The 20,301-nt window shown below is 59.6% G+C and carries 18 protein-coding genes; 11 read left to right on the forward strand and 7 right to left on the reverse strand.

The features are described from left to right. Position 1: 1 nt before the first annotated feature. From glyS to glmM, 6 genes are all read left to right on the forward strand, one after another. Positions 2–2,215: a glycine--tRNA ligase subunit beta gene (glyS, locus tag BAR1_RS13530; RefSeq protein WP_118943509.1), complete on the forward strand. Its 2,214-nt coding sequence runs from the start codon at positions 2–4 to the stop codon at positions 2,213–2,215. A gap of 106 nt (positions 2,216–2,321) precedes the next feature. After that, positions 2,322–4,865 carry a pyruvate, phosphate dikinase gene (gene ppdK, locus BAR1_RS13535; RefSeq protein ID WP_118943510.1) on the forward strand — a complete coding sequence of 848 codons (2,544 nt, stop codon included), beginning with the start codon at positions 2,322–2,324 and terminating at the stop codon, positions 4,863–4,865. 202 nt (positions 4,866–5,067) lie between these two features. Next, positions 5,068–5,778: a cell wall hydrolase gene (locus BAR1_RS13540; protein ID WP_118943511.1), complete on the forward strand. Its 711-nt coding sequence runs from the start codon at positions 5,068–5,070 to the stop codon at positions 5,776–5,778. 38 nt (positions 5,779–5,816) lie between these two features. Further along, a complete protein-coding gene (locus tag BAR1_RS13545) occupies positions 5,817–6,707 on the forward strand; it encodes a dihydroneopterin aldolase (protein WP_118943512.1) in 891 nt (296 codons plus the stop codon). Continuing rightward, entirely contained in the window at positions 6,704–7,714 is a 1,011-nt protein-coding gene (folP, locus tag BAR1_RS13550) for a dihydropteroate synthase (RefSeq protein WP_118943513.1), read from the forward strand. Before BAR1_RS13545 ends, folP begins: the two co-directional genes overlap by 4 nt. Beyond that, positions 7,711–9,054, forward strand: a complete 1,344-nt coding sequence (glmM, locus tag BAR1_RS13555; RefSeq protein WP_118943514.1) for a phosphoglucosamine mutase — start codon at positions 7,711–7,713, stop codon at positions 9,052–9,054. The genes folP and glmM overlap by 4 nt, the downstream gene beginning before the upstream one ends. On the opposite strand, the gene BAR1_RS13560 is transcribed toward glmM, so the two are convergent. Then, entirely contained in the window at positions 9,029–9,946 is a 918-nt protein-coding gene (locus tag BAR1_RS13560) for a DMT family transporter (RefSeq protein WP_118943515.1), read from the reverse strand. The genes glmM and BAR1_RS13560 overlap by 26 nt on opposite strands. A gap of 72 nt (positions 9,947–10,018) precedes the next feature. Beyond that, positions 10,019–11,041 carry a ketol-acid reductoisomerase gene (gene ilvC, locus BAR1_RS13565; RefSeq protein ID WP_118943516.1) on the reverse strand — a complete coding sequence of 341 codons (1,023 nt, stop codon included), beginning with the start codon at positions 11,039–11,041 and terminating at the stop codon, positions 10,019–10,021. Between the two features lie 139 nt (positions 11,042–11,180). On the opposite strand from ilvC, the gene BAR1_RS13570 reads away from it, so the two are divergent. From BAR1_RS13570 to BAR1_RS13580, 3 genes are all read left to right on the forward strand, one after another. Further along, on the forward strand, positions 11,181–11,636 hold the full coding sequence (locus BAR1_RS13570) for an Lrp/AsnC family transcriptional regulator (RefSeq protein WP_118943517.1): 456 nt from the start codon (positions 11,181–11,183) through the stop codon (positions 11,634–11,636). Positions 11,637–11,829: 193 nt separating this feature from the next. Continuing rightward, positions 11,830–12,291 (forward strand): Lrp/AsnC family transcriptional regulator, encoded by a 462-nt coding sequence (locus BAR1_RS13575; RefSeq protein ID WP_118943518.1) that lies wholly within the window; start codon positions 11,830–11,832, stop codon positions 12,289–12,291. Between the two features lie 149 nt (positions 12,292–12,440). Then, positions 12,441–13,568, forward strand: coding sequence for an aminotransferase class V-fold PLP-dependent enzyme (locus BAR1_RS13580; RefSeq protein WP_118943519.1), 1,128 nt, complete (start codon positions 12,441–12,443; stop codon positions 13,566–13,568). A gap of 28 nt (positions 13,569–13,596) precedes the next feature. On the opposite strand, the gene BAR1_RS13585 is transcribed toward BAR1_RS13580, so the two are convergent. The 3 genes from BAR1_RS13585 to BAR1_RS13595 form a co-directional block, all read right to left on the reverse strand. Then, positions 13,597–14,529 (reverse strand): patatin-like phospholipase family protein, encoded by a 933-nt coding sequence (locus BAR1_RS13585; protein WP_162891792.1) that lies wholly within the window; start codon positions 14,527–14,529, stop codon positions 13,597–13,599. A 211-nt stretch (positions 14,530–14,740) separates the two neighbouring features. Then, positions 14,741–14,968, reverse strand: a complete 228-nt coding sequence (locus BAR1_RS13590; protein WP_118943521.1) for a hypothetical protein — start codon at positions 14,966–14,968, stop codon at positions 14,741–14,743. 93 nt (positions 14,969–15,061) lie between these two features. Beyond that, on the reverse strand, positions 15,062–15,712 hold the full coding sequence (locus BAR1_RS13595; protein WP_118943522.1) for a pyrimidine 5'-nucleotidase: 651 nt from the start codon (positions 15,710–15,712) through the stop codon (positions 15,062–15,064). Positions 15,713–15,814: 102 nt separating this feature from the next. Between BAR1_RS13595 and BAR1_RS13600 the strand changes: the two genes are divergently transcribed. Continuing rightward, complete coding sequence (locus BAR1_RS13600) at positions 15,815–16,474, forward strand: GntR family transcriptional regulator (protein ID WP_118943523.1); 660 nt, start codon at positions 15,815–15,817, stop codon at positions 16,472–16,474. Here BAR1_RS13600 and BAR1_RS13605 read toward each other — a convergent pair. Next, complete coding sequence (locus tag BAR1_RS13605) at positions 16,471–18,390, reverse strand: glycosyltransferase (RefSeq protein ID WP_118943524.1); 1,920 nt, start codon at positions 18,388–18,390, stop codon at positions 16,471–16,473. The two genes, BAR1_RS13600 and BAR1_RS13605, sit on opposite strands and share 4 nt — an antisense overlap. Positions 18,391–18,467: 77 nt before the next feature. Further along, entirely contained in the window at positions 18,468–19,634 is a 1,167-nt protein-coding gene (carA, locus tag BAR1_RS13610) for a glutamine-hydrolyzing carbamoyl-phosphate synthase small subunit (protein WP_118943525.1), read from the reverse strand. A gap of 188 nt (positions 19,635–19,822) precedes the next feature. Between carA and BAR1_RS13615 the strand changes: the two genes are divergently transcribed. Beyond that, positions 19,823–20,281, forward strand: coding sequence for a GatB/YqeY domain-containing protein (locus BAR1_RS13615; protein ID WP_118943526.1), 459 nt, complete (start codon positions 19,823–19,825; stop codon positions 20,279–20,281). Positions 20,282–20,301 lie beyond the last annotated feature (20 nt).

Below are 20,301 nucleotides of genomic sequence, written 5' to 3' on the forward strand. Positions count from 1 at the left end.
CATGCCTGATCTGTTGATCGAACTGTTTAGCGAAGAAATCCCCGCCCGTATGCAAGCGCGCGCGGCGGCGGATCTGAAACGTCTGGTCACCGACGGGCTGGTCGATGCGGGGCTGACCTATGCCTCTGCCGGTGCCTTTTCCACCCCCCGCCGTCTGGCGCTGTCGGTCGAGGGTGTGCTGACCGAAAGCCCCACCATCCGCGAGGAACGCAAAGGCCCGCGCGTGGATGCGCCGGACAAGGCGATCGAAGGGTTCCTGCGCGGCGCCGGTGTGTCGCGCGATGATCTGGAAGTGCGCGATGACAAAAAGGGGCAGGTTTACTTTGCCATCATCGAAAAACCGGGCCGCCCTGCCGCCGAGATCATCGCGCATGTGCTGGAAACAACCATCCGCAATTTCCCTTGGCCAAAATCCATGCGCTGGGGTGCTGGCAGCTTACGTTGGGTGCGCCCGCTGCATTCGATCCTTTGTATTTTAAGCGACGAGGCCGGCGCAACCGTGGTGCCGCTGGACATCGACGGCATCACCGCAGGCGACAGCACCAAAGGCCACCGTTTCATGGCCCCTGCCCGTTTTAGCGTGGCGTCCTTTGACGACTATTCCACCAAACTGGCCAAGGCGCATGTTGTCCTTAACCCGCAGGAACGCGCCGACCACATCTGGAACGATGCCACCAATCAGGCCTTTGCCCAAGGGCTGGAAGTGGTCGAGGACAAGGGCCTGCTGAATGAAGTCGCGGGACTGGTCGAATGGCCCGTGGTGCTGACGGGCGACATTGCCGAGGATTTCATGGGCCTGCCGCCTGAAGTGCTGCAAACCTCGATGCGCGAACACCAGAAATTCTTCAGCGTGCGCAACCCGAAAACCGACCGGATCGAGAAATTCGTCACCGTGGCCAACCGCGAAACCACCGATCACGGCAAAACCATCCTAGCGGGCAACCAGAAGGTGCTGTTTGCGCGCCTGTCCGACGCGAAGTTCTTTTGGGAAAACGACCTGCGCACGCCGCTTTCCGACATGACCGCAAAACTGGCCAATGTCACCTTCCACAACAAGCTGGGCACACAGGCCGAACGGGTGAAACGCATCGCCGCGCTGGCCGAGGAAATCGCGCCGATGGTCGGGGCCGACCCTGCATTGGCCAAACAGGCCGCCGAGGTTTGCAAAGCCGATCTGTCCAGCGAAATGGTCTATGAATTCCCCGAATTGCAGGGGCTGATGGGGCGCTATTACGCGCAGGCAGCAAACCTGCCGCAAGAGGTGGCCAACGCCTGTGAGGCACATTACTCGCCGCTTGGCCCCTCGGACGATGTGCCGGGTGAACCCGTTTCCGTCGCCGTGGCGCTGGCCGACAAGATCGACACATTGACGGGGTTCTGGGCTATTGATGAAAAACCGACGGGGAGCAAAGACCCCTTCGCCCTGCGCCGCGCCGCGCTGGGGGTTATTCGGTTGGTGTTGGAGAACAACGTTCGCATAAGCATTGACCGTTTCGTCGACACCCAGCTTCTACGCCACGAAATCGCAGCAAGCAACAATGACATATCCATGACCCTGTTGCAGGAAATGTTGCATGAAATTGCCGAGCATGGCGTCTTCGGCGCCGCCGCCCATGCCGTTCTGGATCGGTTTGACGGTGACGCCCCCGAGGATGTGACAAAAGTAAAGGACCAGGTGCCCGATGTATCGGCTGACCTGTTGTCCTTCTTCCACGACCGCCTCAAGGTCTATCTAAAGGACAAAGGCATCACCCACGACGTGATCGACGCCTGTCTTGCCATGCCGAACAACGACGACCTGACCCTGCTGGTCAAACGGGCCGAGGCGCTGCAAGCCTTCCTGAATACCGACGACGGCGAAAACCTGTTACAAGGCTATAAACGCGCCTCCAACATCCTGTCGGCCGAGGAAAAGAAAGACGGCGTGGAATATTCATACGGCGCCGACATCAAATTCGCCGAAACCAATGAGGAACGCGCGCTGTTCAAGGCACTGGACGCCGCTGAAACCGCCATCACGCCCGCCCTGGAGCAAGAGGATTTCGCCACCGCCATGTCCGAAATGGCCAAACTGCGCAGCCCCATTGACGCGTTTTTCGAGGCCGTTCAGGTCAACACCGACAACGCCACCATCCGCCGCAACCGCCTGAATCTGCTGTCGCAAATCCGCAAGATCTGCACCTCGGTCGCCGACCTGTCCAAAATCGAAGGGTAATTGCCCCTTCCAAATGGCACAAATATCCGCGCCGCAGGCATAGAATCTCTTTTGTCTCGACTTCCACAAACGCTATGCTACCCATAGCGCAAGGAAAGGCGACACCGTGCAACAGCAATCCAACATCCCCGGGTTCACCGAAATCACCCAGACCGCCCCGATCGCCAACAACACCCACGGCGGACGGGCGAAATGCCTGCAACGGCTGATCCGGCTGGATATGCCGGTGCCCAAAACCCTTGCCCTGTCCTTTGATGCCGTACACGCCATCGCCGCCGGCGACCCCGCCAACACAGACGCGATGATCAACAGTTTCGGCGATGCGCTGGTCTCGGTGCGGCCCAGTTCGGAAGACCCGGATTGGGGTGGCCCCGGTGCAATCCTGAATATCGGCATGAACACTCAGCGTCATAAGGAACTAACACAAGAGCTGGGTGATGCGGCCGCCAACGCGCTTTACCTGCGCTTCATTCAGGCCTTTGCCGTCCACGTCGCCCGACTGGACCCCGATATGTTCGAGTTGCCGGACAACCCGACCAGTGAGGCGCTGCAAGATATGCTGCACGCCTATCAGGACGAAACCGACGCCGAATTCCCGCAAGACCCTGCCAAACAGCTGTCCGACGTGTTGCGTTCCATGGCCCGCGCTTGGGAAGGCACCACCGCCCGCCTGTTGCGCCAAGCCAAAGGCGCACCTGCAGACGCGGGGCTGGGACTGATCGTGCAGCAAATGGCATTAGGCGTGGGCAAGGGCGAATGTGGCTCGGGTGTGATCCAGTTTGCCGACGACATCACCGGATTGCCACGGATCAAGGGCCGCTACCTTAGCCAGAGTCAGGGGCGCGATGCCCTTACACAGGAAAAGGGCGCGCTCTATCTGACCCATGATGATCGCGGCCCATCGCTCGAGGATCTGTGCCCCGACTGTTTTGCCAAACTGAAACAATACGGCGAGATTTCCCGCCAGCGTCTGCGCGAGGAAATGCAGATCGAATTCACCATCTCGAACAATTGCCTGCATATTCTGGACGCGGTGCGCATCCCCCGCCGTGCGCGTGCGGCGGTGCGGATTGCCGTAGCGCTCGCCAAGGACGGGATCATCAGCCGCGAAGAGGCATTGATGCGGATCGAACCGCGCGCCCTTAGCGAATTGCTGCACCACCAGATTGATCCCGAAGGCCCGCGCGATGTGTTCCAGCAGGGCATCGCCGCCAGCCCCGGTGCCGCCAGCGGGCGCATCGTGTTTTCCGCTAATGCCGCACAGGCCAGTCAGGCCCGGGGCGAAGATTGCATCCTTGTGCGCCGCGAAACCACCCCCGAAGACGTGCGCGGCATGAACGCCGCTGTCGGGGTGCTGACGGCCAAAGGCGGCATGACCAGCCACGCCGCCGTGATCGCCCGCGGTCTTGGCCTGCCCTGCGTGGTGGGTGCCATGGGGATGGAGGTTGACCGCCGCGACAAGATCATCACCGCCGAAGACGGGCGTGTGTTCAAGGAAGGCGATGTGATCACCATCGACGGCACCGCCGGTCAGGCGCTGGCAGGCACGGCCAGAATGCTGGAACCCGCGCTGGACGGCGCGTTTCGCCAGTTGATGGAATGGGCCGATCAGGCCTGCGACATGGGCATCCGCGCCAACGCCGACACCCCCGCCGACGCCCGCATCGCCCGCAAGTTCAATGCGCAGGGCATTGGCCTGTGCCGCACCGAACACATGTTCTTTGAACAGGAACGCCTGACGGTGATGCGCGAGATGATCTTTGCCGATACCTCCGAAGACCGGGCCGAGGCCCTGGGCCAGTTGCTGCCCATGCAGCGCGAGGATTTTGTCGAACTGTTCGGCATCATGCAGGGCAAACCCGTCTGCATCCGCCTGCTGGACCCGCCCCTGCACGAATTCCTGCCCGCCCACCGCGAAGGCCAGCGCGAACTGGCCGAGGCACTGGACCTGCCCGTGTCCGACGTGACCCGCCGCGTGGATGCGCTGCGCGAATACAACCCGATGCTGGGCATGCGCGGCGTGCGGCTGGGCATCACCGTGCCGGAAATCTACGACATGCAAGCCCGCGCGATTTTCGAGGCCACGGTGATTGCCAGCAAAAACGGCGCCCCCGTGGTGCCCGAAATCATGATCCCGCTGGTCAGCGCCACCCACGAGGTCGATCTGGTCAAAACCCGCGTCGATGCAGTGGCGGCTGCCGTTCGGGTCGAACAGGGCCACGATTTCGACTATCGCCTTGGCGTGATGGTCGAAACCCCGCGGGCCGCTTTGCGGGCGGGGGATATTGCCCAGAATGCCGCTTTCCTCAGCTTTGGCACCAATGATTTGACGCAAATGACCTATGGCATGTCACGCGACGATGCCGGCCGGTTCATGTCGAATTATGTGCAACAGGGTGTCTTTCCCGAAGACCCGTTCCATATGCTGGATACCGAAGGCGTTGGCGAATTGCTGACCATCGGCGCCGAACGGGGACGTGCCGCCCGCAAAGACGTGGTGCTGTCGATTTGCGGCGAACATGGCGGCAACCCCGAATCTATTGCATTTTGTCGCAGTGCCGGATTCGACTATGTTTCCTGCTCGCCATATCGGGTGCCTGTCGCCCGTCTGGCCGCGGCGCAACTGGCAGTTGAGATTCCGGATCGCTAGCTATCACGCTGATAATAATACATATTTTAAATTCCCCTCGCAGAGTTTCGTGACAGACCTCAAAAAACAATCGCAACCACAACCCAGCATTGTTGCCGAATTACCACAAGGTATGGACTCATGTGCCCCGTTGGAGTATGACCGCTGTCGATCGCGGCCTGGGGGCTGGATCCGACACGAACAGTATTGATTTGGGAATGTTATGCGGTCTTATAGTAAATTTTTCCGGACTGCGGTCTGGCTATTCGCCTTTGCTTTGGTAAATGCGGCAGGATCGGCCTACGCCGACATGCGTCTAAGCACATCCACTGACCCGGGCACTGAACAAAAGCCGGATTTGAACAACCAGCTAACCAGCCTGCTGGGACAGGAACATCAGGCCCTTCGCCAGATCAACATCGACCGCATGCGCGTCATCACAGCGGCGCCCAAAACCAGCCTGCGGCCGGTGAAACGCGGCGAAACCCCCGACATCCCGAAAATCAGCTATACCCGCGAATGGCTGAACAGCCAGCCGGTTGCCAGCGGTGGCGCCGAATGGGAATGCCTGACACAGGCGCTGTATTTCGAGGCCCGTGGCGAAAGCGTCTCTGGCCAGTTCGCCGTTGCCGAAGTCATCTTGAACCGCGTTGATTCCAGCCGCTTCCCGAACACCGTCTGTGCTGTGGTCAATCAGGGTACAGGCAAACGCAACCAGTGCCAGTTTTCCTATACCTGCGATGGCAAGGCCGAAGTGGTGAACGAACCCGCCGCCTATACCAATGTCGGCAAGATCGCCCGTGCCCTGCTGGATGGTGCCCCGCGCAACCTGACTGTGGGCGCAACATATTACCACAATCAGTCCGTCCGCCCACGCTGGGCGCGGGTATTTACCCGCACGGCCAGTATCGACGGACACTTCTTTTACCGCTAGACAGGCAACGAAAACCGTTACTGTTCTAGGATTTGCAGATGAGCAATGAAACAGGTCTTGCCTTTGGTGCGCTGGAAATGCGTGCCCACGCGATGGCCGACCCCGACATCCCCGACCGCATTTCCCTGCGCGATCACCTGACCGAAGTCGAAATCGGCGCCTTTCAGGTGGAACGCGGCACCACCCAGCGGCTGCGTTTCGACGTGGTGGTCGAGGTTTCCCCCGCGCCCGAGCCGCTGGACGACGATGTGGATCGCATCCTGTCCTATGACACCCTGACCGAAGCCATCGCCCATGAACTGGCCGCCGAGCGTCTGAACCTGCTGGAAACGCTGGCCGAACGGGTGGCCGAACGCATCCTGCACGAACCGCAAGCGATGCGGGTTTTTGTGCGGATCGAAAAGCTGGATCGCGGCCCCGGCGCCTTGGGCGTTGAAATCATGCGCAAGCGGGCCGGTGATATTGACCTTGCCGATGATACCCCGCTGCACCCGCTAATTGCCTATCTGGACAACTCCGCCCTGCACAGCAACAAACTGTGCGACTGGATTGATACGTTCACCGCACAGGACGCCCCCGCGATCATCTGCGTTGGCCTGCCCGATGATGCGCCTCTGCAAACCGGCCACGGCCCGACCCAGCGGCGGATTGATCTGCTGGAGATCGAGCAAAATGCATGGCTGCTGGCCAGCAAGGATGATCGCTGCGTGGTGATCGACAGCCGCACCGAACTGGACTGGGCGATGAAACAGGGCAACCTTAGCGTCTGGGCGCCGTCAAAGATCGTGCTTGATGCGGTGGATGGTCCGCCTGCTGTTGCCGATGGTCTGGCGCTGGCGCATTGGCTGGCCGAACAGATGGACGCGGCACGGCTGGTGGTGGTTGGCAAAGGCGGGTTTGATCCGGCAAAGCCCGAAGACTTCGCATGACCGGCTATTTCCGCCCGATCCCTATGCAGGACACCACCCGATCCGCTGACGCCCGCGCGATTGCCGGTGGCTGTTGTTGGTTCGACCGCGCCGAACGCATCACGCGGGGTGGCACGCGCGAACTGGTGGGGATTGCCGATATTCCGGCCGATGTGCTGGAGCGGATCACCACCCCCCGCGCCCCGATGGCAGGGCTGACGTTCGATGCCCCGCGCATCATGGGCATCCTGAATGTCACCCCCGACAGTTTCTCGGACGGGGCCGATTTCATCGCACCCGACGCCGCCGTGGCCCATGCCCGCGACATGGTCGCGACAGGCGCGGATATGATCGACATCGGCGGCGAATCCACCCGCCCCGGCGCGGATTTCGTGCCGGTTAACGAAGAAATCAACCGCACCGCCCCCGTGATCAAAGCCATCCGTGCCGAGATGACCACGCCAATTTCCATCGATACCCGCAAGGCCCCTGTGGCACAGGCCGCGTTGGAGGCCGGTGCCAACCTGATCAACGATGTGGCCGCCTTTACCCATGATCCGGTACTGGCCGAAGTGGCAGCACAAACCGGTGCGCCCGTCTGTCTGATGCACGCGCAGGGTGACCCCGAAACCATGCAAAATGATCCGCTCTATGACGACGTGTTGCTGGATGTTTACGACTTCCTGTCCGAGCGGATCAATGCCGCTGTAACCGCAGGCATCCCGCGCAACCGCATCATGGTGGACCCCGGCATCGGTTTTGGCAAAACCATGCAACACAACCTGACCCTGCTGCGCGACATCAGCCTGTTTCACACCTTAGGCTGTCCGATCCTGCTGGGGGCCTCACGCAAAAAATTCATTGGTGTCATATCCGGCGCCCGATCGGCAAAAGACCGCGTATACGGGTCGGTTTCCGTGGCGTTAGACGCTGTGGCGCAGGGTGTTCAGGTGGTCAGGGTCCATGATATAGAGGCCACAAAGCAGGCAATCAGCCTGCAAACAGCAATACGGGGGCAACAGGAATGAGCGGCAGGCTTTTTGGAACCGACGGGGTGCGCGGGCGCGCCAACAGCTATCCGATGACTGCGGATATCGCGCTGAAACTGGGGGCTGCGGCGGGGCGGTATTTTCGCACCGACGGACAGAACCGGCACCGTGTGGTGATCGGCAAGGACACCCGCCTGTCCGGCTATATGCTGGAAAATGCGCTGACCGCAGGGCTGACCAGCACGGGGATGAACGTGCTGCTGCTGGGACCGGTGCCCACCCCCGCCGTCGGCTTTCTGACCCGCAGCATGCGCGCCGATCTGGGCATCATGATTTCCGCCAGCCACAATCCGCATCAGGACAACGGCATCAAGTTTTTCGGCCCCGACGGCTTCAAACTGTCGGACGAGGCGCAGGATGAAATCGAACGCATACTGGCGGGCACAATCGAACCGGTCCAGCCGCAGAACATCGGCCGTGCCAAACGGATCGACGATGCGCGCGGGCGCTATGTGGAATATGCCAAAACCACCTTTCCGGTGCTGGGCGGACTGTCGGGCCTGAAGGTGGTTGTGGACTGTGCCAATGGTGCCGCCTACCGCGCCGCCCCCGAGGTTTTGTGGGAACTGGGCGCCGAAGTGATCCCCGTGGGGGTGTCGCCAGACGGGTTCAATATCAATCGGGAATGCGGCTCGACCTACACGCAAACCGCCGCCGAAGCGGTGGTGCAACATGGCGCGGATATGGGCATCTGTCTGGATGGTGATGCCGACCGGGTGATGATCATTGATGAAAACGGACAGGTGGCCGATGGTGACCAGATCATGGCGCTGATGGCCAGCCGCTGGGCCGCCAATGATACGCTGAAGGGCGGCACTCTGGTGGCCACGGTAATGTCCAATCTGGGGCTGGATCGCTATTTGCAAGGCCAGGGCCTGACCCTGCACCGCACCGCCGTCGGCGATCGTTATGTGGTCGAGGCGATGCGGGCGAACGGCTGGAATCTGGGCGGCGAGCAATCGGGCCATATCGTGATGACCGATTATGCCACCACCGGCGACGGGCTGATTGCCGGTTTGCAGTTTCTGGCGGCGATGGTGGACACCGGCAAACCGGCCAGCGAGTTGACGCAAAGCTTTGAAACGGTGCCGCAAAAGCTGACCAATGTGCGCTATGCCGCCGGTCAGGAACCTTTGAATGCCGCGACCGTCAAGGCGGCGATTGCTGCGGGTGAGGAAAAGCTGAAGGCCAATGGTCGTCTGTTGATCCGCAAATCCGGCACCGAACCCCTGATCCGTGTGATGGGCGAATGCGAAGATCAGGCGCTGCTGGATGCGGTGATCGGCGACATCGTTACGGCTGTCGAACAGGCAGTTTAGCCCGTTTCCAGCGTTGGCTAATCGCCAACCCAAGCAGGATCAAGGCAAGTGCAATATAGGTGCGCGCGGGCAGGGTTTCGGACAGGAACAACGCGCCGAAAATCACCGACCAGACCGGCACCTGATAGTTAACCAGTGACATGAACGATGGCCCCGCGCTGCGGATGATTGAAACCAGTAGCAGGTTGGCCATCGCCGTTGGCACAACGCCCAGAAACACCACCGCCAGCAACGGGACCGCAGGCCATTCCTGCGGGACACCCTCAAGAAGAATTGCGGCTGGCACGATGATCAGCGCTGCCAATGTTGTGGCGGTTGCGGCAAAGGCGAACGGGTCAACCTTGGGCGCCAGTTTGGTGATGATGCTGCCAAAGGCATAACAGGCCGCCGCCCCGAAACAGGCCAGCCGCGCCAATGGCTCCAGCCCCGCCCCGCTGCTTTTGAACGCATCCAGCCCGATCAGAACCACCACACCGGAAAACCCGATCAGAAATCCGAAAACCTTGCGACCGGTCATCTGTTCGCCCTTGATCAGAAAATGCGCCAGCGGCAACACCAGCAGGGGTACGGCGGCCATGGTGACCCCGGCAAAACCCGACGTCACATAGCCCTGCCCCCAGCTAAGCAAAAAGAACGGCAGCGCCATCGAGCAGATGCCGAACCCAAGTGCTGCCAGCCAGACCTTGCGCCCCTCGGACCCGCGCATCGTGGGCAGTTTCACCCCCATCACACGGACCAGCAACAGCAGGATAATCGCCCCCAGCGCAATCCGTCCGGCGGCCACCGTGATTGGACCAAACCCGCGTATGGCCACGGTGACCGCCATAAAGGATGATCCCCAGATTATGCCCAGCGCGCCAAGGCGCAGCCAGTTGATCAGCCCTGCTTCCATCTTTGATCTATCCCTGAAACAAAAAAGGCGCCCCAAGGTCGGGACGCCTTTGGTAAGATGTGGAAAAGACGCTTAGTTCTTGGCTTTGTCAACCATTTTACCGGCCGAAATCCATGGCATCATATCACGCAGTTTTTCACCGATCTGTTCGATCTGGTGTTCGTCATTCAGACGGCGCGTTGCCTTGAATGACGGCTGGCCAACAGAATTTTCCAGCATGAAGTCACGCACGAATTTGCCATTCTGGATATCGGTCAGAACCGCCTTCATCCGTGCCTTTGTTTCGTCATAGGGCAGGATGCGCGGACCGGAAACATATTCGCCGTATTCCGCCGTGTTGCTGATGGAATAGTTCATGTTGGCGATGCCGCCTTCATAGATCAGATCGACGATCAGTTTCACTTCGTGCAGGCATTCGAAATAGGCCATTTCCGGTGCGTAACCGGCCTCGACCAGTGTTTCGAACCCCATGCGGATCAGTTCAACCAGACCACCGCACAGAACCGCCTGTTCCCCGAACAGATCGGTTTCGCATTCCTCGCGGAAGTTGGTTTCAATGATGCCGGACCGTCCGCCGCCGATGGCCGAGCAATAGGACAGGCCGATTTCCAGCGCCTTGCCGGAAGCATCCTGATCAACAGCCACCAGACAGGGCACACCGCCGCCTTTGGTGTATTCGCCGCGCACGGTATGGCCGGGGCCTTTGGGGGCCATCATGATCACGTCAAATGTCGGCTTTGGTTCGATCAGACCAAAGTGCACGTTCAGACCGTGGGCAAAAGCAATCGCCGCGCCATCTTTCAGATTGTCACGCACGTATTTGTTATATGTATCAGCCTGCAATTCGTCGGGCATGGTGAACATGATCAGGTCACACCATGCGGCGGCCTCGCTAATGCCCATAACCTTCAGGCCTTCGCCTTCGGCTTTGGCGGCACTGGCCGACCCTTCGCGCAGGGCGACAACGACGTTTTTCGCGCCGGAATCACGCAGGTTCAGGGCATGGGCGTGCCCCTGCGAGCCATAGCCCAGAATCGCCACTTTCATGTCCTTGATCAGGTTCACATCGCAATCGCGGTCATAATAAACGCGCATAAGTATCATCCTTTTGTTTGCATCGGGTTGGATTAAGGGTGTGATACGCGGGTTTTGGTGAATAAGGTGGTTTATTGTGATCTGTTTTCCTGATAATGGAGAATAATCATTCTCTTTTCAGGATATTATAGAAAATATCATGCTTGATGACACTGACCGCCGCATCCTGCGCCACATGCAGGCCGATCCCGAGCTGCCCACCGCCGAACTGGCGACCAAGGCGGGGGTCAGTGCGGCTGTCTGCTGGCGGCGGCTGGAAAAACTGCGCGCCGGCGGGGTGCTGTTGGGGCAAGAGGCGGTGATCAACTGGCGCGCGCTAGGCTATGCGGTCGAGGTGTCCTTGCGTTTTACTCTGGACAAGACCCGCCGCGAAGCCTTTGACGAATTCCTGACCGAGGCCCGCAAGGTGCCCGAAGTGATCGAGATCCAGACATTCCTTGGCCGTGTCGATGTGCGCCTGAACGTGCTGGCCCGCGACATGGCGCATTATCAGGACCTGTACCGCACCCGCATCCTGACCCTGCCGCATATCGCCGATATCGAGGCGTTGATGCAGATCGCCACAATCAAATCGGGCGAGGTGCTGCCGGTATGATACGGGTTCAATTCTTTTGCCCGGCGGCACAGCTGGGCAGCGCCCGACCCTCCCCACGGGAGGGCGCTTTTGCAACGTCACACCAAATAAAATTACCGGTTATTAACGGCACCGTTCCGCCTCGCAAACCTATTGCACGCCCACCCAGGGTCGGGCGCTGCCCTCGTTTCTTTATCTGCGACGGAGTATCTTGATGTCTTTTTCTCTCGACGAAACCGATCGCAACCTGCTGCGCGCTCTTGCCAAAGACGCCACCACCAGCGCCGGTGCTTTGGGCCGGCGGTTCGGCCTAAGCCAGCCCGCTACATGGCGGCGCATCAAGCGGTTGCAGGACGCCGGTATCATAAAGGGCCGCCGCGTGGTGCTGGATGCTGCGGCCGTGGGCTTTGGTGTAACGGTGTTTCTGGGGGTGAAACTGGCCACCAAGGGCCGCGTGTCACTAGAGGATTTCGAACGCGCCGTCACGGCCATCCCCGAGGTCCAGCGGGTGCAGCATGTGCTGGGCATGTATGACTACCGCCTGCGGGTGGTGGCCCGCGACATTACCGATTTTGAGCGCGTCTTGCGCCGCCGGATCATGACATTGCCCGGCGTTGGCGATGTCGAGGCGAATGTGTTATTAAGCGAAGAACGCAGGCCGGGACCATTGGGGTAGAGCCATGCTGTCCCGCACTTGATGCGGGGCCTCTTGGTCATTGCAGAAGGTCCCGCATCAGGTGCGGGACTGCGGCGCAAAGGGCAGATAGGTTTTGCCAAGCCTTCCCTGGCGCGGTAACAAGATCATAAACAACCAAAGGAAACCCCATGACAGCCCTTCTGCCCGATGTAGACCCCGATGGCATGCTTGAATTCTCGGTGGTCTTCACCGACCGCTCGCTAAACCACATGTCAGCGACCTTTCAACAGGTGATGCGCGATATTTCCACCACGCTTGGGGATGTTTACAACGCCGATCATGTGGTCGTCGTGCCCGGTGGCGGCACCTATGCGATGGAATCTGTGGCGCGGCAGTTGGCAACCGGCAAAAAGGCCCTTGTGGTGCGCAACGGGTTCTTTTCCTTCCGCTGGTCGCAGATTTTCGAGATGGGCCAGATACCGGCCAGCGAAACCGTGATGACGGCACGGCGGGTCGGCAATGCAACAGACGCCCCCTTTGCCCCTGCCCCGATTGACGAGGTGGTGGCCAAGATCAGGGAAGAGCGCCCCGATGTGGTCTTTGCCCCGCATGTGGAAACCGCCTCGGGCATCATCCTGCCGGATGATTACCTGAAGGCCGTCAGTGCAGCCGTGCATGAATACGGCGGCTTGTTCGTGCTGGATTGCATCGCCTCGGGTTGTGCCTGGGTGGATATGAAGAAAACCGGTGTCGATGTGCTGATCTCTGCGCCGCAAAAGGGCTGGTCGGCGCAGCCGTCCGCCGGTCTGGTGATGCTGAATGACACAGCCCACGCGCGGGTCAAGGAAACCCAGTCCACCAGTTTCGCGCTGGATCTGGGCAAATGGCTGACCATCATGGAGGCCTATACAGGTGGCGGCCACGCCTATCACGCCACCATGCCCACGGATGCGCTAAAGGCGTTCCGCGACACCATGCTGGAAACCCGCGACTACGGCTTTGACAAGCTGCGCGATGCGCAATGGGAGCAGGGCAACCGCGTGCGGGCACTTCTGGCCGACCGCGGCATCAAATCGGTCGCGGCCGAAGGGTTTGGCGCACCGGGGGTGGTGGTCAGCTATACCGATGATCCCGAGGTGCAGACCGGCAAGAAATTCGCCGCCCTGGGCGTGCAGATTGCCGCAGGCGTGCCGCTGATGTGCGACGAGGGGCCGGATTACAAATCCTTCCGGCTGGGCCTGTTCGGGCTGGACAAACTGTATGATGTCGATGCCAGCGTGGCGCGATTGACGGCGGCGCTGGATCAGGTTCTGTAAACCGGCAGGAAAGGGCCACCATTAGCGCTCACCCAAGCTGCCGATGTAAAAATGGCAGGGCTTCTTGCACAATTCTGCGCCCTTCGGCAATCGCTTCGGCTGCGCGATTGAATTCTATCGTGCCAAATGGGCCAAGTTGCGGGTCCAGTATGATATGCGGTGGCTCGCCAGCCAGCCGGCTTCGCATAATCTGGCCCGTCATAATGTCAATCGAGGACGACAGCACCGCCATATAACTCAGGGGCTTTGCATCCGCATTCAGGAAACCGGGGGTCATGGCCCTGATCCGTTCTTTGACTGCGGGCGGAACGGTTTCAAGCATCCGATCCATAAGCGCCGAATAGGATCCATCCGGGTGATCGGGTTTGGTTTTCTTGTTGTTGCCTTCATGAATGTATTTCAGAATGTTCGCGTCGGGGTTAACGGCTATGATAAAATCTGCCCCCAGCGCACGGCATGCCGATACCGGAACCGGATTGGTCAACCCGCCATCAACCAACCATTGGCCGTTCAGGTTATACGGCCGCAAGAAACCGGGGATCGAAACCGAGGCCCGGACCGCATCGAAAACCGACCCGTCTCTTAGCCATACTTCCCGCCCGGTCGTCAGATTACTGGCGATGGCCATATAGGGTTTTTCCAGCTCTTGGATAAGAGCATCCCCTTTGAAGCCTCGCAAAACATCAATGACACGAGATCCGTCAATCAACCCCCCATTCAACAGGTTGATATCCAGCAGCCGAACAATATCGCGGCGGGTGATACTAACGGCCCATTCTTCCAATTCGTCCAGCCACCCAGCCGCAAAAGCGGCCCCGACCAACGCGCCCATTGAACATCCGGCGACGATATCCGGCTCGAACCCTTCGTCTTTCAGGGCTTGTAAAACGCCGACATGTATCCAGCCCCGGGCACCACCGCTGCCCAGTGCAATACCTATTTTCGGTTTCGGGTCTGGCATAATCCCCCCCCGTTGGCAGGCTCCATAACGCACTTGCGTTTTCATATAGCCTGCCTTGCCCCGAAAAGCCATTGGTCCGCTTGGGCATCCCCGGATTACCCGAAAAACCCGTTAGCAGCCTGTAACCGATTATTCATGTATTATTGCCAAACAGCAATCTGCGGCATGATCCTGCATTCATGCAGCACCTCAAACACCACAGATTCTTTGCTCAGCCCAGTGTCAGCAACACCATGATTACAAAGATCACTGGAACAGCAGCCACAGCAGGAAAGATAAAACCGGCAAGGCCGAACAATGCGCTGGAAGTGGCCCAGCCGCCAAGGATGGCAACAATCGCTGCATAAGTCAGGTTTGTCGCCCGTTTTTCGGCCACGTCTTTTTTAGTTACAGTTTCAAATGTATCGTCCGCTGCCGCGGGGTGTTGGCTCATGTCCATCGGGATTCTCCTGTTTGCGCTCTGGCTGCGGTATATGACGCGGAAAGGGTAAAGATACGATGCGTATTTTCGCGCAGCGCCAAATTGACGCATCTATTTACGCAGGGTTTGAAGGAAATCCGTCAGATCATCGGTGTGATGGTGGATATGCGGGGCCGGTTTAGCGGGGTCCGGCGCAACATGGACGCATTGCATCCCCATATCATGCGGCACAGCCAGATTGCGGGTGTCATCCTCGAACATCGCGCCGGTTTTCGGGTCCACCCCGTCTGTTGCAAACACCGTTTCAAACGCCGCACGGTCCGGTTTGGGGTGAAACCCCGCATGCTCTACCCCGTAGACCGCGTCAAACACCCCCGCCAACCCGCGCGCCTCTAGCACCCGTTCACCATAAGGGGCCGAGCCATTGGTATAAACAATCTTGCGCCCCGGCAGGGCACGGATGGCGGCGGCCAATGCGTCGTCCCGCTCCAGATGCTCCAGCGAGATTTCATGCACATGGGTCAGATAAGGCGTGGGGTCGACATCATGTTCACGCATCAGACCCGCCAGCGTGGTGCCGTAGGTGTGCCAGTAATGACGGCGCAGATGATCGGCCTTTGTGCGGTCCACGTTCAGGGACTGCATCACATATTCGGTCATCTTCACCTCGATCTGGTCGAACAGACGCGCGCCGGGATGATACAGCGTGTTGTCCAGATCAAAGACCCAGTGGCGAACATGTGAGAAACGTTTGGCAACCATGTGCCCATCAATAGGGCGCGGCGGGCGATGTTTCAACGCATTTGCTTGATTGATCGGGTCACGCCGGATTAGGGTGCGTGCAATCAGTTTCGGAGACAGGCAATGAGTGAAATACGGCCCCAGAACAAAGACGCCTACGGGCTGATCCTTGAAGCGATTGATGTGGGGGTCTACAAACCCGGCAGCCGGCTGGTAGAAAGCGAGCTGGCCGAACGGTTCGGCGTTTCGCGCACCCCGATCCGCGAGGCGCTGCAACGGCTGGAAACGCAGGCCCTTCTGATCCGCGACGGGCGTAGCCTGATTGTGGCCTCGCTGGATCATAACCAACTGGCGGAACTATACGCGGTGCGCTCCGAACTGGAGGGGCTGGCGGCCCGTCTGGCGGCCCAGCACGCGGCGCCGGAAGAGGTGCGCGTTTTGCGCAAGATGGTCGAGGATGACCGCAAGCTGGTGGACGACCCCGAAGCCTTGTCGCGGGCAAACCGGCGGTTTCACAAACAGATCCATCTGGCCTCGCACAACCGTTATCTGGTGCTGCAACTGGACCTTGTGCATCGCACGATGGCGCTGCTGGCCACCACATCGCTGGCGGTCGAGGGACGCGGCGAAGGGTCATTGGCCGAACATGACGCGATTGTCACAGCGATTGAAAACGGCGATGGCGATGCGGCCTATGCGTCGCTGAAAACCCATATTTCCAAGGCGTTTGAAACCCGTCTGGAGTTGGACGCCGGTCAGCCGGAGTTCTCGGATATCCTTTAGGGCGTTTCCAGCGCCTCGGTGCGTTTGAAAATGCCGTGGCTGGTTTTGTCCCAATAAAACGGACGGGTCAGCAATTCGTAAAACGCCTTGTAAGCCGCCAATGTGCCCAGCGGATAATAGAAATGCAGTGTCGGCACCCAGGGGATCAGATAGCGGTGTTTCTTGTCTGACACGGCAAAGGCGCTGACGGATATGGTGATGGCCTCGGCCAGCAGAAAGGTTGCGCCAAGGGTCATCAACGCAGGTGCTGGCACCACGGCCAGCATCGGATGGCCCAGCCCCAGCGGGATCAGCCAGAAAGACCACAACAGCGGGGCCAGCAGTGCCTGAAACCATGTGCCAAGGAACAGGATCTGCACACCCAGAAATTTTCGCGCGCCCAGATCACGATATAATTTCAAAGGGTTGCGCATATGCACCGCCCATGTCATCGCAAACCCCTTTAACCAGCGCGACCGCTGTTTGATCCACGGCACGGGGCGACAGTTGGCCTCTTCCTCGGTCACGGTATGCACAATTTCGGTGCGGTAGCCATGCCGCGCCAGACGGATGCCCAAATCGGCGTCTTCGGTCACATTGTGGGCGTCCCAGCCGCCCAGTTTTTCCAGCGCATCGCGGCGGAAAAACAACGTGGTGCCACCCAGCGGAACGGCAAAGCCCAGCCGCTCCAGCCCCGGCAGGAACATGCGAAACCAGGTGTTGTATTCCACCGTGAAACAGCGCGACAGCCAGTTGGTGCGCGGATTGTAGAAATCCAGCAGCCCTTGCAAACAGGCCACCTGCGACCCGCGTTCATGGAACCGGCGCACGATCTGGTGAATCTGGTCTGGGTGCGGCGCGTCTTCGGCGTCATAAACCCCGATGATCGTGCCACGGCAGAAATCCAGCGCGTAATTCATCGCCCGCGGTTTGGTGCGCACGGTGCCGGCGGGCACTTCGGTCACGCGCACCCAATGCGGCAGGTGGGTGCGGCGCAGGGTTTCGCGGGTGGTGTCATCATCGGCCTCGACCACCAGACAGATGTCCAGCAGCTCCTTCGGGTAGTTCAGGCGTTTCAGGCGGGTGATCAGGCGGTTTGCGACCTCGCGTTCCCTGAACAGCGGCACCATGATCGACACGCTGGGCAAACGGAAACTTTCGGTGCGCGGCGGGGGCGGAGGGGTTTTGCTGTGGTGGCGGCGGATGTAGGGGCGGATCTGGCTGATGGATGTGGCCAGTTTCAGGCCCGTATTGAACAGCAGGGTCAGGATCGCCACGCCACAAAGGGCCGTGAAACTGGCGGTGGGTGCCAACAATACGCAAGCCAGCAGCACAAGGGCAAGGGCAGCGGTATAGCGGGTCATTTTTCCCGCATCCCATGTGCGGCAGCTTTCGGTTTCGGGCACCAGCGTTTCGGCCTTATCCACCAGCCGGTCGCGGTGCAGATCACTCAGCGCCTTGTCGATGTCCTGCGCAGGCGCGACCGCCATCAGCACCTTGCCCAGTTCCGGCGGGAAGTCCTTGCGCAATTGTTCAAACCGGTCCGGGCGGGCAGTGGCGAATACAGTAGCGCCGCCAACATCCTGCCACGGTACGATTTTTTCCTTCAGACAGAGCGCGGGATCAATCACATCCTTCAGGCGCGGATTCGGCAGGGTTTGCTGCAAATCCGCCAATCTGATCCCGAATTGCTGTGCCAGCGCGCCATAGAGATCAGCCTCGGAAATCATACCGTGGCTGACCAGTATTTGCCCCAGCAAGGCATCCTCGCGATTGCGCAGCGCCACCGCCTTTAGCAGATCATCCTGCCGCAATGCACCGGACTGCACCAGCAATGATCCAACCGGCACCCGCTGTGCCTGCGCCGCAGGTTGGTCCTGCGGGCGGGGCTGCTGGCGCGGAAAGGCCAGAACGTTGGATCGGTGGATGGATTGCATAAATTCGGGTCACACAAAGTTAATTTGTGTCACCATCCGGCAATCCTGGTTAACAGGTGGTTAACTTAACTGTTTTTTCAGGAGTTTGTCGCCATTGCGTCAACAAACCGCTCGAACAAATAGTAACTGTCCATCGGGCCGGGACTGGCTTCGGGGTGGTATTGCACTGAAAACACCGGACGATCCACCATGCGGATACCGCAGTTCGAGCCGTCAAACAGGGAAACATGGGTTTCGACAACACCGTCGGGCAGGGTTTGCGCATCCACCGTAAAGCCGTGGTTCATCGAGGTGATCTCGACCTTGCCGGTATCCTTGTCCTTGACCGGATGGTTCGCGCCGTGGTGGCCGTGGTTCATCTTGATCGTATTCGCCCCCAGCGCCAGTGCCAGCATCTGGTGCCCCAGACAGATCCCGAACACCGGAATACCGGCGGCCAGAATACCCTTGATCATCGGCACGGCATATTCGCCCGTCGCGGCCGGATCACCGGGACCGTTGGACAGGAACACACCTTCGGGGTTATGGGCCAGAACCTCGTCGGCGGTGGCGGTGGCGGGCAACACGATCACATCGCAACCGGCCGAGGCTAGCGAACGCAGGATGTTGCGTTTCGCGCCGAAATCCACAGCAACCACCTTGTGCCCCTTGCCGGTCCTTCTGGAGTAGCCATCCGGCCACGCCCAGCGCATTTCATCCCATGTATAGGACTGTGCACAGGTCACGGTTTTGGCCAGATCAAGCCCCTCAAGCCCTTTGAACGCCCGTGCTTTGGCCACCAGTGACTCGATGTCGAAATTCCCCTCGGGATCATGCGAGATCGCCACATGCGGCGCGCCCTGCTGGCGGATCGCGCGGGTCAGGCGGCGGGTGTCAATGCCGCCGATGCCGATGCGCCCGCGTTTTTCCATCCAGTCGCGCAAATCCCCCGTGGCGCGCCAGTTCGACGGCTCGGTCGGGTCCCATTTCACCACGATGCCTTCGGCCACCGGATCGGCGGTTTCGTCGTCTTCCGGGGTCACCCCGGTGTTGCCGATATGCGGGAAGGTAAAGGTGACGATCTGGCCGGCATAGGACGGGTCGGTCATGATTTCCTGATAGCCGGTCATCGCGGTGTTGAAGCACAGCTCGGCCTCGCAATCCCCAATCGCGCCAAACCCCGTGCCGTAGAACAGCGTGCCATCGGCAAGCGCAAGGCAGGCGGTGGGTTTGGGGGTGTCAATTTTACTGGTTGCGGCAGGCATGGGGCGACTCCTTTGCACAAATCTAGCGGAACCTATGGCGCGGCGCAATTGCGGTCAAGCGGAAAGGAAATTTGACTTATTGTTCAAAATCAATGCTTTAGCAATATGATGCGCGGTTGTCATGGCCGGGCTGTCGGGGTAATCTGGTGGTCTTGATATTTTCGGCACCTAGGGGATGAGGAAACCGGATGGACCTACGACACAGAATAGCGGACGCATTGAAAGACGCGATGCGCGCCAAAGACACCGAACGCCTGTCCACCTTGCGCCTGATCAATGCGGCGATCAAGGATCGCGATATTGCCCTGCGGGGCGATGGCAACGATGATGGCGCGACCAATGACGAAGTGCTTGCGATCCTTGGGAAAATGGTCAAACAGCGCCACGAAAGTGCCAAAGCCTATGAAGAAGGCGCGCGGCTGGAACTGGCGGAAAAGGAACTGGCCGAAATCAAGATCATCGAGGATTTCCTGCCCAAACAACTGAGTGCTGACGAGACCGCCGAGGCGGTGAAAGCCGCGATTGCCAAGGTGGGTGCAGAATCAATCCGCGACATGGGCAAGGTGATGGGCGAATTGAAAGCCAATTACATGGGCCGGATGGATTTCGGCAAGGTCGGGCCGATGGTCAAGGATATGCTGGGATAGCGGCGAAAACAGCTGTATGG

It is taken from the genome of Profundibacter amoris (assembly GCF_003544895.1).
In the GTDB taxonomy this organism is placed as follows: Bacteria; Pseudomonadota; Alphaproteobacteria; order Rhodobacterales; family Rhodobacteraceae; genus Profundibacter; species Profundibacter amoris.